We start from the raw sequence: 15,091 nt of genomic DNA on the forward strand, positions 1-15,091 counted from the left end.
TCGACATGAACGCTCGACACAAACGGGACAAACGGCTCCATCTGCACGAAGTCGCGCCGCGCGACGGTCTCCAGAACGAAGCGGCATTCGTCGACACCGACGCCAAGATCGCGCTGATCGACGCGCTGAGCGCGTGCGGCTACGCGAAGATCGAAGTCACGTCGTTCACGTCGCCGAAGGCGATCCCCGCGCTGCGCGACGCGGAGGCCGTGATGCACGGCATCGCGCGTGCGCCGGGCGTCGTCTACACCGCGCTCGTGCCGAACGTGCGCGGCGCGGAGCGCGCGCTGTCGTGCGGCGTCGACGAGGTGAACCTCGTGATGTCGGCGAGCGACAGCCACAACCGCGCGAACCTGCGGATGACGCGCGAGCAGTCGTTCGCGCAGCTGCGCGAGGTGATCGACGCGGTGCGCGGCACGGGCATCGCGATCAACGTGTCGCTGTCCACCGCGATGGGATGCCCGATGGAAGGCGACGTACCCGCCGAAACGGTGCTCGCATGGATGCAGCGGTTCGCCGATCTCGGCGTGCACGGCTTCACGCTCTGCGACACGACCGGCATGGCGTTTCCGTCGCAGGTGCGCGACCTCTGCGAACGCGCACGCGCGCGCTTCGGTGCGCTGCCGCTGACGCTGCACTTTCACAATACGCGCGGAATGGCGCTCGCGAACACGCTCGCGGCGCTCGACGCCGGCATCGACCGCTTCGACGCGTCGCTCGGCGGCCTCGGCGGCTGCCCGTACGCACCGGGTGCGACCGGCAACGCGTGCACCGAGGAGCTCGTGCACATGCTCGAGCTCGACGGCTACGACACCGGCGTCGATCTCGCGGCCGTGCTCGCCGCGGCCGCACGATTGCCCGCGCTGATCGGTCACGACGTGCCGAGCCAGTTGCTGAAAGCCGGGCGCCGCTCGGACCTGCATCGTCCGTCGGCCGAAGCGATCGCAGCGCCGCGCGTTGTCCTCGATGGAGCACGCACATGACACTGATCGATCGCATCGACCATCTCGTGCTGACCTGCGTCGATCCCGAGCGCACGCGGCAGTTCTATGTCGACGTGCTGCAGATGCGGCTCGAAACGTTCGGCGCGGGCCGCATCGCGTTCCGCTTCGGCAACCAGAAGATCAACCTCCACGTGCGTGGCGCGGAGTTCGAGCCGAAGGCGCACCTGCCGGTGCCGGGCGCGCTCGATCTGTGTCTGATCGCAGCCGTGCCGCTCGACGACGTGATCGCGCACCTCGCACGCGTCGGCTGGCCCATCGTCGAAGGGCCCGTCGAGCGCACGGGCGCGACGCAGCGGATCCGTTCCGTCTACGTGCGCGATCCCGATCTGAACCTGATCGAGATCGCCGAGCCGATCTGAACGAACCGATCTTGCCGAGCCAACCGGCGCGGCAGCGCCGTCTCGCACGTGCGGCGCGCCGGCTCGCGCACGGCCGCGCCGACTGTCAGCCTGCCGATCCCGCCCGCCGCGCGCGGCCCGCCGACGCATGCGTGCGCGTATGATCGGCGTCAGGCCGATGCGTGCCCGCGCATACCGTAGCGGCACGGTCGCGGCTTTCTCCTCAGGCTTTCCAGGACCTGCCCATGGTGAACCCGCTTCATTTCGATCTGCAGTCGTTGCGCGTATTCGCGCTCGTCGCCGAGCACGGCAGTCTCACCAAGGCTGCCGAGCACGGGCAGCTCACGCTGTCGGCCGTCAGCAAACGCATCGCGGAACTCGAGAGCGTGACGGGCAGCGCGCTGTTCGTCCGGCATGCGCGCGGCGTCGAGCTGACGCCCGCGGGCCGTGCGCTGCTCGATCATGCGGCGAAGATTCTCGAACAGGTGAACCGGATGGCGCACGAGATGAGCGACTACGCCGCCGGCGTGCGCGGACACATCCATGTGTGGACGAACACGTCGGCGATCGTCCAGTTCCTGCCCGCCGATCTCGCCGCGTTTCTGACCGACAACCCCGGCATCCGGATCAGCCTCGCGGAGCGGCTCAGCCACGAAATCGTCGATGCGCTCGCGGCCGGGCAGGCCGACCTCGGCGTGTTCGCGGACAACGTGCCGGCGCCCGGCATCGAGCGCCGCGTGTATCGGCGCGACGAACTCGTGCTGCTGGTGCCGCGCGGCCATCGCTTCGCGACGCGCGAGCGGATCCGCTTCGCCGAGACGCTCGACGAGGATTACGTCGGGCTCAGCGACGGCAGCTCGCTGCTCGCGCGAATGACCGATGCGGCGTTCGCGGCCGAGCGGTCGCTGAAGCTGCGGATCCAGGTATCGAATTTCGACGGTGTGAGCCGGATGATCGAGGCCGGGCTCGGGATCGGCGTGCTGCCGCGCGACGCCGTGACGGGCGAGCGCGCGGCGCGGCTCGGCGTCGTGACGCTCGAGGATGCGTGGGCCACGCGCACGCTGTGGGTCGGCGTGAAGGCCGGTGCGGCGCTGACCTCGGACATCGCGAAGCTGTTCGACTTCATGTCGGCACGCTGAGGCGCCGACACGCAAACGGCCGGGCGGCGCGCGACGCGCGACGCGTCCGATTCGTCACACCGGATTGATCTCGTCCTGGCTGCGCCGCGTGGTCAGCGGCCCGAGCAGGCGCAGCGTGATCGCAACGATCGCGAGCGCCACCGAGATCGTGCCGAACATCGCGCCTGCGCCGCCGCGCACGAGCACCGGCAGCAGCACGAACGGCAGCGCGCCGCTGACGATGCGCGACAGCGCGTACGTGCTGCCGATCGCGGTCGAACGCACGCGCGCCGGAAAGATCTCGGCCTGATAGACGTGATACGCGTTGCTGAACACGTTCGACGCGCAGGTCGTCAACACGCCGAAACAGACGATCAGCACCGTATGGTTCGAATACGCGAAACAGAGCCCGAACGCGGCGATCGACAGGATCGACGCGATCACGAGCGTGCGGCGCTCGATGCGATGGAGCAACGGAATCGACAGCAGCGAGCCGAGCGGATAGCCGAGAAACGACAGCGCAAGGAACAGCGTGCTGTCCGTCACGTCGAAGCCGCGGCTTTTGACGACGACGCCCGCAAGCGTGCCGAAACCGTAGTAGCCGAAGCCCTGGAATAGATGAAAGATCACGAGCATCGCGTAGCGCGCGCCGTACGGCCGGCGGCGCAGCAACGCGAGGCGCTCGCCGAGCGCGAGCGGGCGCTGCGGTTCGACGGGTGGCGCGAAACGTTCGGGCATCCGTACGCCGGCGCTGTCCGCGAAGCGCCGTAGCGTCGCATATGCTTCGTCGTCGCGCCCCTGCGCGAGCAGCCAGCGCGGGCTTTCCGGCAACCGGTGCCGCACGAACAGCACGTACACCGCACCGAGGCTGCCGATCGCCAGAATGATTCGCCAGCCGGCCACGCTGCCGACATGCAACGGGTTGAGCCACAGCGCGAGAAAGCCGACGAGCGGCACTGCAACGTACGACGTCGTGTACGCCCACGCCGCGAGCCGTCCGCGCTTGTCCTTCGGCAGGATCTCGGACAGGTAGCTGTCCGCGACCGGATAGATCGCGCCGACGCCGATGCCGGTCAGGAACCGGCACGCGACGAGCATGTCGGCGTTCACGGAGAACGCCCCGATCAGCGAGAACGCGCTGTACCAGACGAGCGTCAGCAGGAACGCGCGACGACGCCCGATGCGGTCCGCGACACTGCCGAGACATAGCGCGCCGACGAACATCCCGATGAACGCGGACGCGAGCAGAAGCTTGAAGTCGGCGCTCTCGCGGTTCAGCCCGAATTCGCTTTGCAGCGCGGAGCCGATCGTGCTGACGAGAAAGATCTCGTACATGTCGAAGAACAGGCCGATTCCGATCACCCAGACGACGAACCGGTGCAGCGCGCCGACCGGCAGGTCGTCCATGAAAGCGCCGAGCGTGACGTCGCGTGCGGAAACGGGCGCCGGCTCGGCGGCGGAGCGGGCGGCAGGCGGCGAGGCAGGTGCGGGCGGCGCCGCGCGGCCGCCGAGATCGAGGGAAGGGATGGTCATCGTGTCTCCGATTGTTGAAACCGCCGGGCATCGCGCCCGGGCGGCGACGGCGCGGCACAACGGCGCGCCGGCCATGCGAATCGCGTCAGTCCCGCGTGGCGCCGCGAGGGCCGGATGCGCGGGCTGCGCCGATCGTCCGACACATGCTCCGCGAATTTGCGGCTGCCGATAATTGAGGATGTCTCAAGCGTCCTTTCCCGTGCAGAAAGGGTGCGCTGCGCGGGCGCGCACGGGGCTACGGTATAGACAGCCTGCATGCCCGTTTCTCGCCGCGCGCGATCTTCCGAGTGCCATAAACCGGATCGATGCGATGGAGGTGTTCGTCGTCACGCTCGCCGAGCGCAGCCTCGCGGGCGCCGGACGGCGGCTCGGCCGTTCGCCGGCCGCGTGCCGCCGCGCGATCGCGTTTCTCGGGGCCCACACCGGCACCGCGCGGCTCTACCGGACGACGTGCACCATCCCGCTCGATGAAGCTGGCGAGCGCCACGCGGCCGCGTGCCGTCGCTTCCTTGCGGATTTCGAGGAAGCCGACATGCCGGTGGCCGGCGAACGCGCTGCGCCGCGCGGGATGCTGACGGTCACCGCGCCGGTCGCCGCCGATAGCGCGCTCGCCTGCCCGTGACGTAGGATGGCGCAGCGACGCGGCGCGCGTGCCCGCACCGGCGCCCGATTCGACCGACCTTTCGATCGCGATACAGGAGGCAACGACATGAACGCATCGACCGATAACCGCGCGCTGCTGCGCCAGCTCGGCATCCGCGTGCCGATCATCCAGGCGCCGATGGCCGGCGTCAGCACGTCGGCGCTCGCAGCCGCGGTGTCGAACGCGGGCGGGCTCGGCTCGCTCGGCGTCGGCGCGACGAATGCGGACGGCGCGCGCAAGATGATCCGCGACACGCGCGCGCTCACCGACCGGCCGTTCAATATCAACGTGTTCTGTCACCAGCCCGCGCGCGCCGATGCGGCGATCGAACGCGCGTGGCTCGACTGGCTCGCGCCAACGTTTCGCCAATACGGCGCGACGCCGCCGGCGTCGCTGTCGGAGATCTATACGAGCTTCATCGCCGATCCCGCGATGCAGGCGATGCTCCTCGAAGAAAAGCCGGCCGTCGTCAGCTTCCATTTCGGGCTGCCGTCCGCCGACGTGATCGCGGCGCTCAAGCGCGCCGGCGTCACGCTGTTCGCGTCCGCGACGAATCTCGACGAAGCGCGGCAGATCGCCGACGGCGGCATCGACGCGATCGTCGCGCAGGGCGTCGAGGCCGGCGGCCATCGCGGCGTGTTCGATCCAGCTGCGCGCGACGACCGGCTCGGCACGTTCGCGCTCACGCGACTGCTCGTGCGCGAATGCGCGCTGCCCGTGATCGCGGCGGGCGGCATCATGGACGGCGAGGGGATCGCCGCGGCGCTCGCGCTCGGCGCACAGGCCGCACAGCTCGGCACCGCGTTCGTCGCGTGCCCCGAAACCTCGATCGACGACGGCTATCGCCGCGCGATCCTCAGCGACGCGACGCGGCACACGACGTTCACCGCGGCCATTTCGGGTCGCGTCGCGCGCGGCATTGCGAACCGGTTCACCGCGCTCGGCGACGATCCGCGCGCGCCGGTCACGCCCGCCTATCCGATTGCCTACGACGCCGGTAAAGCGCTGCACGCGGCAGCGAAGGCGAAGGGCGAATTCGGCTACGGCGCGCAGTGGGCCGGGCAGGCCGCACCGCTCGTCCGCTCGCTGCCCGCCGCCGAGCTGTTCGCGACGCTCGAGCGCGAGACGCGCGCCGCGATCGCGCGACTGCAGCACGCGCTGGACTGAGCGCATCTACGCGGCGGCGGCCGCGGGATTGCAACGTCATGTATCCGCGCGCAACGCGGATACAGTGCGATACGCAGCCGTTGCGCGCGTTCGCTATAACGCAGATATCGCCTTTTCCGGAGCACGCGATGTCTGCCACCTGGTTCAGCGGATCCTGCCATTGCGGGGCCGTTCGCTTCGAAGTGAAAGCTGCCCTCACACCGGCGGTGCGCTGCAATTGCAGCCTGTGCCGCCGGCGCGGCGCGCTGATGAGCCCGATGTTCGACGGGCGCGACCTGAAGATCGTCGAGGGCGAGCGCATGCTGAGCACGTATCGCTTCAACACCGGCACGGCGCGTCACTATTTCTGCAGCCGCTGCGGCGTCTATCCATTCCACCAGACGCGCATGGATCCCGCGTGCTGGCGCGTCAATCTCGGCTGCATCGACGGCATCGATCCGTATGCGCTCGACGCCACGATCGCCAACGGTGCGAGCCTGTCCGTCGTGGAGGACGCATGAAACGCTGGCTGACGATCCTGCTGTTCGCCGCGGGCGGGCTCGCGACCGAAATCGCGCATCCGGTGCAATGCTCGCTGCTGTCCGTCGGGCGACTGTCGTCGGTCGGCGACCGCCGGCGCCGGGACGACGCAACGCGCATCTGAGCTCGCGCGCCGCTTCGCCGCGCGGGCCGCGCGCCGCTTCGCCGCGCGGGCCGCGCGCCATCGTCGATCGCGAACGATTCTCCTGCTTCCGATTCGATCGCATGCGATATATAATGCGCGTATCTGCGACCGTTTCCGCGTCGAAGGAGAACGCCGATGAAACCGAACGATGCACAAGCGCCGGCCACGCCGAAGCTGTCCGAATTCCTCTGTTTTGCGATCTATTCGACGAACCTCGCGTTCGGCAAGGCGTACAAGCCGATCCTCGAGGAGCTCGGTCTCACTTATACGCAATACATCACGATCATCGCGTTGTGGGAGGAGGGCAGCCTGACGGTCGGCCAGCTCGGCGAGAAGCTGTTCCTCGAATCGAACACGCTGACGCCGATCCTGAAGAAGCTCGAGGCGATGGGTTATCTGGAACGCCACCGCGATCCGTCGGACGAGCGCCAGGTGCGCGTGAGCCTCACCAAGAGCGGCCGCCGCGTGCGCGAAAAGGGGCTCGGCATGAACCTCGTCGAGGCAACCGGCTTGAAGCCCGATGAATTCGCGAAAATGCAAAAGGCAATCGTCACGTTGCGCGGCAATCTGATCGATTCGATCGAAGACTAGCCGACGTCGGGCCGGCGAAGCGAATGCGAGCCGGCCCGTTTCTTACTTCCCCCGCGTTTCTTGCTTTACCCGTTCATGCGCGCTTAGCCGACGCGTCGCGGCGCGCCATTCCGTCGAGTGCGCGAAGCATTCGCAGGCTTATCCGTCTTGAATCTCGGCGATGTGCATCGCCTGCAAACGCCGACAACGCCGTCGGCACAGTCACGTTCGCACTCGCTTGCCGTCATGTGTCGCCTCCAAAGAAAAAGCGCACGCGATTACATCGCATGCGCTTTATATGTCGGCGGACGGCGGCGGTTTTGCCCCGCCGCTCAATGCCCGAAGTAGATCGAGCGCTCGACCGTACGAACGGCGCGGCGGCTGCCGGACTGCGTCGCGGCGTCGGCCTCGCGGCCGTAGCCGGACGTCTGCGTGTCCGCGACGGCGATGCCGCTGTCGTGAACGCGCTTCAGCGCGGCCTGCAGATTGTCCGGATAGTTCGGATCGTTCGGCCGGTTCGGCTGGTAGCCGGCTTGCTGGAGCGCGGCCAGTTCGGCACGCAGTTGTGCGCGCGTGACGGCAGCGCCATCGGAGGCAAACGCCGGTGCGGCGAGCGCGGCGGACACGGCAGCGAGAAGAGCGGCAAGCAGTGGGGTTTTCATCATCGACCTCGACAAAAAAGGATGGGTAAGGTGTGCGTCGTGCGCCGATCGTCGGCGCCCGCGCGCGGGTTCGTTCAATGTCCGAAGTAGATCGAGCGGTCGGCGACGCGCGTTGCGAGCCGGCTGCCCGATTGCGCGACCGGTGCCGCATCGCTGCCGTATGCGGACGCCGACGCAGACACCGACGCCGGAGCATTCGTGTGAATCCGCGACAGCGCGGCTTCCAGGTCGGCCGGATAGTGCGGATCGTTCGCACGGCCTGGCGCGTAGCCGGCCGCTTCGAGCTGGACGAGCTCCGTGCGCACTTGCGCACGCGTCAGCGCGGATTCATTGGCGAATGCCGGCGCCGCAACGGCGGCGGACACGGCAACGAGAAGAGCGGCGATCAACTGTGTTTTCATCATCGACCTCGATAGAAAGAGAAAGGATTCAAGACTTCTTCAGGTATGGCGGCGAAGCGGCGCTCAATGACCGAAATAGACGGAGCGCTCGGCGACACGGACCGCCGCACGGCGGCCGGACTGCGTCGCGGCGTTGCCGTCGCTGCCGTACGCGGTGCGCGACGCGGCGCCGGCGATCGCATCGTCCGCATGAAGCTGCGAAAGTGCCGCCTGGACCGTGCCCGGATAAGTCGCGTCGCTGGCACGGTTGACCGCGTAGCCGGTCTTTTCGAGTTGTGCGAGTTCGGCACGTACCTGCGCACGCGTGACGGTGGAGGGATTCGCAAAGGCCGGCGCGGCAACGGCAGCGGACGCGACGACGAGCAGGGTGGCAATCAGTCGGGTTTTCATCATTCACCTCGGTAGAAGATCGGGAATTCGGCGGAGCGGCGTGCTGCCGCCCGATGCATGAGTCAGACGATGCGGATTTCGACGTCGATGTTGCCGCGCGTCGCCTTCGAATACGGGCAGGTCTGGTGCGCGGTATCGACGATCTGCTGTACGACGTCGCGATCGAGGCCCGGCGCGCTGACGTTCAGCCGCGCCTGCAGAAAGTACGCGTTGCCGCCCATCCCGAGATCGACTTCCGCGTCGACCGACAGATCGGCGGGCAGCGTCACCTTCGCGGCACGCGCGGCGAGCTGCATCGCGCCGATGAAGCATGCGGACCAGCCGGCCGCGAACAACTGCTCGGGATTCGTGCCGTCGCCCGCGCTGCCCGGCGACGACAGGCGGATGTCCAGCCGGCCGTCGGAACTCCGCGCGCTACCGTCGCGGCCGCCGGAAGTCGTGTGCGTCTTGCCCGTGTACAGCACGTTGTCGATCTTGCTCATGGTTTGCTCCGTCAGTGGAAGGTTTTGTTCATATGCGATTCGATCGCATGCGATGGAGTTTCGTCGACGGATCGCGCAATGTCAAGCGTGTTCGATTAAATCGCATGCGATATTTGGTATTTCAATGTATCGAAAACCGGTTGCGCCTTGTGTAGCAACGGTCTCGGGCGATCGGACGGTGCCGCGATCCGCCGCGGCCGGACAGGTTCGATATGGAAAAGCGGGGGCGGCGCAGGGGCATCGGCGCCAAGCGGGCCGGGCGAGCCCATGTATGACGAATGTCGGCGATCACGATGAGAATCACGGCCGTATCGGCCGGCAACTGGCGTTGCGAAAACGCCGAGCTCGCGTGGCCGGCCTTGTCGGGAAGCACCGTCGCGAACAGGTGGGACGCGCCGTCGACGACGGCCGGCTGCCCGAGGAAGCCGTCGGCCGATGCGACGTGCCCGTCGACGCGAACGATGTGGCGCAGCCGGTCGAAGCCGCTGAAGTGTCGGCGAATTTGCGCGAGCACGTTCAGCGCATCGCATCGCCGGCGCCACCCGTAAAGGTCAGAGGCTTCGAGGCCGACCGGATCGAACGCCGATGGGCGAACCTGTAGGCGCGGCCGAGGCGAGTTCGAACACCCACGGTGGCGCGACAGTCTTGCGTCGCATCAGCAAAGGGCGATGCGCACGGTGCGGGCGTATGGCGGCACAAACGACGGGACGGCGAGGGCGGAAGTGCCGTATTCAGGCATGGCGGCTTGCCGCCGGCGAAACGGTCGGGTTGATAAAAACTTGGCGCTCGTCGGGATAACTTTTCTTATCACAATAGCCATATTGAAATTCCAAACTGGCGATTTCAAAAACGCGTCTCACGTCATCCGGCATGCTGTTTCGATGCTGAGCAGGAACGAAACCGGAACAGGGAAGGGCGACAACATCGTCGATAGCGCTCGCCTGCGCGTCGCGCATCACGCCGGCTCGTTCGCCTTCCCGGCGTCGTAGAACATCGCGAACAGTTCGGACTGGGAGCTGATGCCGAGCTTCGCGTAGATGTGCTTCTTGTGCGCGCGCACGGTTTCGAACGAGATCGACAATTTTTCGCCGATCGCGCGCGACGAAAACCCGCTCAACGACAGCATCGCGACTTCGATCTCGCGTGTCGTCAGCGCGCCGCGTCCGCTCTTGCCGGTCAGCATCCCGAAGCGCGCATGCGGATCGGGCGCGTCGCCGTCGGCAGGGCGGGGCGCCGCTTTCGTCGCGAATTTCTCGAAATGCAGCCGCTGCTGCATCAGCGACAGCACCCACGGCGAGTACAGCGTCAGCAGCGCAATTTCGCGTTCGTCGTATTTGCTGGTCTTGCCGAGAGAAAAACCGAGCGTGTGGTCGCGATCGATCACGACGTTGAAATGCACTTCGTCGCCGACGATATTTTTCTTGAAATAGCGCTGGTAGTACTCGGTCATCCGGAAGTTGTCCGGCGCGACGTCGGCCAGCGTGTAGAAACCCGATGCCTGCATTTCGAATGCCGCGAGGTAGAACGGATCGAGCTGATAGAGCGCGGCCAGATAGTCCTGGAACATCACGTCGATCTTGCCGTCCGGCATGGCCTGCTCGGCGAGCACGAGCGGCGCGGCATCGCGCGCGAAACACAGCGCGACCCAGTTGTCGAAACCGACGTGACGCTCGAGCACGCGCGTAAGCCGTGCCCAGAAGTGCGGGCCATCGAGCGCATCGATGGCCGAGCCGATCTCCCGATGAAAGGCGAGATCTCGCCATTCGAAGTCCATCGTGTGCTCCGGTGAGGGTAACCCTGGCGGGGAATTTCGAGCCAAAAATAATACCCCGATAATCGATACCGGTTCGAACGGCCGCCGCACGGGCGCCGTTCCGGTTCGCGAAGTGCCGCGCGGCGCGCAATGCGTGCGGCACAGATGAAAGGCAATTGGAAGGAGACGGCTTCATGCAGGTGGAACTCGCGCAACTATCGCTGATCGACGGCGACGTCGCGCACAACACGCACAAGGTCATCGACGCGATCGCACGCGTCGACGTGGCAGGCGGCACGAAGCTGATCGTGTTTCCGGAAACGACGCTGTCGGGTTTTCCGACGCGCGAGAACGTCGCCGACGTCGCGCAGCCGCTCGAGGGCCGCGCATTGTCCGCGGTGCGCGACGCGGCGCGGCAAAAGGGCGTCGCCGTCGCGGTCGGCCTGGCGGAGCGCGACGGCGACCGGTTCTACAACACGACGGTGCTCGTCGACGAGCAGGGCGACATCGCGCTGCGCTACCGCAAGACGCATCTGTGGGCGTCCGACGTCGGCGTGTTCGCGCCGGGCGACCGCTTCGCGACCTGCCGCTGGAACGGCCTGACGGTCGGCGTGCTGATCTGCTACGACATCGAATTCCCTGAAACCGCGCGCGCGATCGGCTCGCTCGATGCCGATCTGCTCATCGTCACGAACGGCAACATGGACCCGTTCGGTCCCGTGCATCGTCGTGCGATCGCGGCGCGCGCGATGGAGAACCAGATGTTCGCGTTGATGGTGAACCGTTGCGGCACCGGCGACGACGATCTGACGTTCGCCGGCCTGTCCGCGCTCGTCGATCCGTTCGGCGACACGGTGCTCGAACTGGGTCGCGACGAGGCGATCGCGCGCACGCGCATCGATCCGACGCGTCTCGAAGCAAGCCGCGAGCACTACAACTATCTGCACGACGCACGCGTGCCGCTCGGCCTCGTACCGATCGAACAGCCGGACGGCCGGCGCGCGCTCGCAATCGAAACGCCTCGACAGCGCGTCGGCTGACGCGGTCCCGATCTCGGTCCATTCACGGCATCGCGCGCCCCTGCGTGCGTGCGGTACCGGCTCATCCAATCGAAATGCCGGCCGCAAACGGCCCGAAGGCATTCGCATCGGCCCCCGCGGGGCCCAGGAGATAACATGCAAGCGTCGTCGTCCCAAGAATCGCCGCGCCTGAAGCGCACGCTCGGCCTGCCGTCCGTGCTGCTGTTCGGTCTCGCCTATATGGCTCCGCTGATCGTCTACGGCACGTACGGCGTGCTCGCGAAGGCGAGCGACGACACGGCCGCGCTCGCCTATCTGCTCGCGCTAATCGCGATCGCGTTCACGGCGCTCAGCTACGGCAAGCTCGCGCGTCTCTATCCGGCCGCGGGCTCCGCGTACACGTACACGCGCAAGACGTTCAGTCCGCATGTCGGCTTCATGATCGGGTGGGCGACGCTGCTCGACTACTTCTTCCTGCCGATGGTGATCTGGCTGATCGGCGCGGCATATCTGAACGCCGCATTTCCTCATGTGCCGACGTGGATCTGGATCGTCGCGTTCATCGTGCTGACGAGCGGCCTGAACATCGTCGGCATCGAGCTGGCCGCGCGTTTCAATATCGTGCTGATGATCGTGCAGCTGGCGATCGTCGCGATGTTCGTCGTGCTGTGCTGGCACTACGCATCGGCGGCAGCGGGCGCGGGCGGGATCGCGATGGCCGAACCGTTCTTCAAGCCGCACGTGCCGTTCGGCGCGACGATGGCGGGCGCCGCGATCGCCGCGTATTCCTACCTTGGCTTCGACGCCGTATCGACGCTGACCGAGGAAACGATCGATCCGAAGAAGAACATGCCGCGCGCGATCCTGCTGATCGCGCTGATCGGGGGCGCGATTTTCGTGATCGCCGCCTACACGATGCAGCTCGCGCATCCGGGCGTCGCCTTCAAGGACACGGATTCGGCCGCGTTCGAAGTCGCGAAGATGATCGGCGGCGATCTGTTCGTGACCGTGTTTCTTGCCGGCTTGATCCTCGCGCAATTCGCGTCGGGCATCTCCGCGCAGGCGAGCGTGGGGCGGCTGCTCTATGCGATGGGCCGCGACGAAATCCTGCCGAAGCGCGTGTTCGGGTTCATCCATCCGCGCTTCAAGACGCCGGCGATCAACATCGCGCTGGCCGGCATCGTCGGGCTCGTCGCACTGAGGCTGGACGTCGCGACGTCGACGTCGTTCATCAACTTCGGCGCGTTCCTGGCATTCACGGCCGTCAATCTGTGCGTGATTCGGCTCTACCTTTCCGGCAATCATGGCGAGCGCCGGATCGGCGTGGTCGGCGGACTCGTTTTTCCGGCGATCGGTGCGGTGTCGGATATCTGGCTGCTTGTCAGCCTCGAGAAAACGGCGATCGTGCTGGGTGTCGTGTGGTTCGTGCTCGGGCTCGTGTATTTGTGCTGGATAACGCGGCTGTTTCGTCAGGCACCGCCGGAAGTCGCGATCTGAGCGGAACGAGGAGGGTGCGGGTGGCGGTGTGTTCGGCGCGCCTGCTTCCTTCGCCTGTTGACGCGTTTGCGGGGCGGGCCGATGACATGGCGTTCCTCGGGACGCTCGTTGATGGGTTCCGGTTCGCCGGCGCGCCGGAGACGGCGATTGATAGAGCTGCCGTCGATCTAGATCAGTCACCCGGACAAGTCCGGCGCACTCGCGGCTGGTAGACCTTCGGCGAACACTGCCGGCGCGGAATCCACAAACCTGCGTCTGTCATCAGCCGCCGTACCCGACCAGCCGTCATGCCATCCGTTCTGTCGCAGCCATCGAAGCTCCCGGCGCCGGACAACCGGCGGCCGGATAGCTTACGCGGCACGAAAGCGGACATTACAACTTAGCCGCTACATCGTTTTGATGTGATAATTATGATTATGTCAAATAACGAATTTCCACAAAGCAACGTCTAAAACCCGCCCACACTAAGCGTGCCGAACGGCCACACCCGCTTCCAGCGGCCACCATCCGGCAAACCGCAAACTCATCCGCTCGACCACCGACGCACGCACCGGCCGCGGCGAGCGTCACCGGCCGCCGCACCATCCAACCGACGCATCGTCTGCCTCAGGACAACATCATTCCTTGCATCCGATGTGAAAAATGCGCGCGCTCGGCCGTCTCCATCAGCGACAGAAATTCGTCCTGCGTCATATGGATCAGCGCTTCGTGGTCACCGGCCTCGAAATAGACTTCCGGCTGCTGCGCGAGCCGTTCCTCGAGGAACGTTTTCATCCCGTACGCCATGCAGACCGGCGGCAGCGCGCCCATGTCGCAATCCTTGAACAGTTCGCGCAGTTCGACCTCCTTGGCGAGCACGAGATGGCGCCCCGTCTTGACCCATAGATCGGACAGACGCACGGCATGCGTCGTCGGCAGCACGGCGGCGACGTAGCCCTCTTCGTCCTCGAGCAACACGGTCTTCGCGAGCCGATCGCCGGGAATATGCGCGGCGGCGGCCGTCTCCATGCTCGTATGGCTGTACGGGTGATACACGACTTCGTATCGGGATGATTTCTGGCGCAGGCAATCCTGCAGGGTGGCTGACACTGGCATGGCACACCTCGTCTGGACTGGACAAGTGGGCAACGCGGGCGAACGAAGCTCGCTCCGGATTCGTTCAGCATAGGTCGCATTCGCGCCGATGGAAATCGGATCTGTCGGCGTGTCGGCCGGCGCACTTTTCCGATCGGCACCGATTTTTGCCGTGCCGTCGCGCGCCCTCGCCGCGCGTAAAAATTGCGTTGAACCTATGCCGGATAACCGCAATACAGGCCCGCTTTCTGCAGACTGAAGCGGCAATGCGCTGAAGGTGCGGAAACGCGGACCGAAGTGGCCGGCGGCGAACGGGCGGACCGTTAGTTGCAAAGGACGGAGCAGCGATACGAGCCGCAGCGACGACTTCGCGACGCGCGGCGCGAAGCACGACGCACCGTCATCGAGGGCCGCCAAACGCCGCCCGCTGTCCTATACTGACCGCGCCGCGCGCGATCCCGCGCGCCGACCGATCCCGGAGCCATCATGCATTTCCAGCTGATCTACGATCTCGTCGACGACTATCTGGCCCGCCGCGAAGCATTTCGCGCCGAGCATCTGGCGCTCGCGCGGGCCGCCACCGAACGCGGCGAACTCGTGCTCGCCGGCGCGCTCGCCGATCCGGCCGACCAGGCCGTGCTCGTGTTCGAAGGCGATTCGCCGGCCATCGCCGAGTCGTTCGCGCGTGCGGATCCGTATGTGCAGAACGGACTCGTCAAATCGTGGCGCGTGCGGCCGTGGCGCGTCGTCGTCGGCAAGCACGCGCCGCGCTGATC

General features: G+C 66.4%; 18 protein-coding genes and 2 pseudogenes. 11 read left to right on the forward strand and 9 right to left on the reverse strand.

What is annotated here, in order from left to right; translation table 11 throughout:
• The first annotated feature begins 5 nt into the window (after window positions 1-5).
• The 3 genes from NP80_RS21245 (at window position 6) to NP80_RS21255 (ending at window position 2,481) form a co-directional block, all read left to right on the forward strand.
• Window positions 6-983 carry a hydroxymethylglutaryl-CoA lyase gene (locus NP80_RS21245; RefSeq protein ID WP_006404795.1) on the forward strand — a complete coding sequence of 326 codons (978 nt, stop codon included), beginning with the start codon at window positions 6-8 and terminating at the stop codon, window positions 981-983.
• Entirely contained in the window at window positions 980-1,363 is a 384-nt protein-coding gene (locus tag NP80_RS21250) for a VOC family protein (protein ID WP_006404794.1), read from the forward strand. Before NP80_RS21245 ends, NP80_RS21250 begins: the two co-directional genes overlap by 4 nt.
• Before the next feature lie 224 nt (window positions 1,364-1,587).
• On the forward strand, window positions 1,588-2,481 hold the full coding sequence (locus NP80_RS21255; RefSeq protein ID WP_006400046.1) for a LysR family transcriptional regulator: 894 nt from the start codon (window positions 1,588-1,590) through the stop codon (window positions 2,479-2,481).
• Window positions 2,482-2,535: 54 nt separating this feature from the next.
• Here NP80_RS21255 and NP80_RS21260 read toward each other — a convergent pair whose 3' ends face one another.
• Entirely contained in the window at window positions 2,536-3,993 is a 1,458-nt protein-coding gene (locus tag NP80_RS21260) for an MFS transporter (protein ID WP_006404792.1), read from the reverse strand.
• A gap of 292 nt (window positions 3,994-4,285) precedes the next feature.
• On the opposite strand from NP80_RS21260, the pseudogene NP80_RS21265 reads away from it, so the two are divergent.
• The 5 genes and pseudogenes from NP80_RS21265 to NP80_RS21280 all read left to right on the forward strand — a co-directional run.
• Window positions 4,286-4,591 (forward strand): annotated as a pseudogene (locus NP80_RS21265) (LysR family transcriptional regulator); the annotation flags it as partial.
• A gap of 111 nt (window positions 4,592-4,702) precedes the next feature.
• Window positions 4,703-5,803, forward strand: coding sequence for an NAD(P)H-dependent flavin oxidoreductase (locus tag NP80_RS21270; RefSeq protein ID WP_006404790.1), 1,101 nt, complete (start codon window positions 4,703-4,705; stop codon window positions 5,801-5,803).
• Between the two features lie 128 nt (window positions 5,804-5,931).
• Window positions 5,932-6,303 (forward strand): GFA family protein, encoded by a 372-nt coding sequence (locus NP80_RS21275; RefSeq protein WP_012213319.1) that lies wholly within the window; start codon window positions 5,932-5,934, stop codon window positions 6,301-6,303.
• The gene (locus NP80_RS31480) at window positions 6,300-6,446 is read left to right on the forward strand and encodes a hypothetical protein (protein ID WP_006404788.1); all 147 of its coding nucleotides are present in this window, start codon (window positions 6,300-6,302) and stop codon (window positions 6,444-6,446) included. The genes NP80_RS21275 and NP80_RS31480 overlap by 4 nt, the downstream gene beginning before the upstream one ends.
• 156 nt (window positions 6,447-6,602) lie before the next feature.
• On the forward strand, window positions 6,603-7,058 hold the full coding sequence (locus NP80_RS21280) for a MarR family winged helix-turn-helix transcriptional regulator (RefSeq protein WP_006404787.1): 456 nt from the start codon (window positions 6,603-6,605) through the stop codon (window positions 7,056-7,058).
• 311 nt (window positions 7,059-7,369) lie between these two features.
• On the opposite strand, the gene NP80_RS21285 is transcribed toward NP80_RS21280, so the two are convergent.
• From NP80_RS21285 to NP80_RS21310, 7 genes and pseudogenes are all read right to left on the reverse strand, one after another.
• Window positions 7,370-7,702 carry a DUF4148 domain-containing protein gene (locus NP80_RS21285; RefSeq protein WP_006404785.1) on the reverse strand — a complete coding sequence of 111 codons (333 nt, stop codon included), beginning with the start codon at window positions 7,700-7,702 and terminating at the stop codon, window positions 7,370-7,372.
• A gap of 71 nt (window positions 7,703-7,773) precedes the next feature.
• A complete protein-coding gene (locus NP80_RS21290) occupies window positions 7,774-8,103 on the reverse strand; it encodes a DUF4148 domain-containing protein (protein ID WP_006404784.1) in 330 nt (109 codons plus the stop codon).
• A gap of 60 nt (window positions 8,104-8,163) precedes the next feature.
• Window positions 8,164-8,493 carry a DUF4148 domain-containing protein gene (locus NP80_RS21295; RefSeq protein ID WP_006404783.1) on the reverse strand — a complete coding sequence of 110 codons (330 nt, stop codon included), beginning with the start codon at window positions 8,491-8,493 and terminating at the stop codon, window positions 8,164-8,166.
• A 59-nt stretch (window positions 8,494-8,552) separates the two neighbouring features.
• Window positions 8,553-8,972 carry an organic hydroperoxide resistance protein gene (locus tag NP80_RS21300; protein WP_006404782.1) on the reverse strand — a complete coding sequence of 140 codons (420 nt, stop codon included), beginning with the start codon at window positions 8,970-8,972 and terminating at the stop codon, window positions 8,553-8,555.
• Between the two features lie 274 nt (window positions 8,973-9,246).
• Window positions 9,247-9,495: pseudogene (locus NP80_RS31805) on the reverse strand (RidA family protein); the annotation flags it as partial.
• A gap of 208 nt (window positions 9,496-9,703) precedes the next feature.
• Window positions 9,704-9,928 (reverse strand): hypothetical protein, encoded by a 225-nt coding sequence (locus tag NP80_RS30120; RefSeq protein ID WP_006404780.1) that lies wholly within the window; start codon window positions 9,926-9,928, stop codon window positions 9,704-9,706.
• Window positions 9,928-10,746, reverse strand: coding sequence for a response regulator transcription factor (locus NP80_RS21310; protein ID WP_006400032.1), 819 nt, complete (start codon window positions 10,744-10,746; stop codon window positions 9,928-9,930). The genes NP80_RS30120 and NP80_RS21310 overlap by 1 nt, the downstream gene beginning before the upstream one ends.
• Before the next feature lie 173 nt (window positions 10,747-10,919).
• Between NP80_RS21310 and NP80_RS21315 the strand changes: the two genes are divergently transcribed.
• Both NP80_RS21315 and NP80_RS21320 read left to right on the forward strand, forming a co-directional pair.
• Window positions 10,920-11,765 carry a carbon-nitrogen hydrolase family protein gene (locus NP80_RS21315; protein ID WP_006410725.1) on the forward strand — a complete coding sequence of 282 codons (846 nt, stop codon included), beginning with the start codon at window positions 10,920-10,922 and terminating at the stop codon, window positions 11,763-11,765.
• Between the two features lie 135 nt (window positions 11,766-11,900).
• Entirely contained in the window at window positions 11,901-13,241 is a 1,341-nt protein-coding gene (locus NP80_RS21320) for an APC family permease (protein ID WP_006410724.1), read from the forward strand.
• Between the two features lie 606 nt (window positions 13,242-13,847).
• On the opposite strand, the gene NP80_RS21325 is transcribed toward NP80_RS21320, so the two are convergent.
• Window positions 13,848-14,336, reverse strand: a complete 489-nt coding sequence (locus tag NP80_RS21325; protein ID WP_006404776.1) for an aminoacyl-tRNA deacylase — start codon at window positions 14,334-14,336, stop codon at window positions 13,848-13,850.
• Between the two features lie 465 nt (window positions 14,337-14,801).
• On the opposite strand from NP80_RS21325, the gene NP80_RS21330 reads away from it, so the two are divergent.
• Window positions 14,802-15,089: a YciI-like protein gene (locus tag NP80_RS21330; RefSeq protein ID WP_006400027.1), complete on the forward strand. Its 288-nt coding sequence runs from the start codon at window positions 14,802-14,804 to the stop codon at window positions 15,087-15,089.
• Window positions 15,090-15,091: the final 2 nt, after the last annotated feature.

Origin of the sequence: Burkholderia multivorans ATCC BAA-247 (genome assembly GCF_000959525.1) — a bacterium.
Lineage (GTDB): Bacteria > Pseudomonadota > Gammaproteobacteria > Burkholderiales > Burkholderiaceae > Burkholderia > Burkholderia multivorans.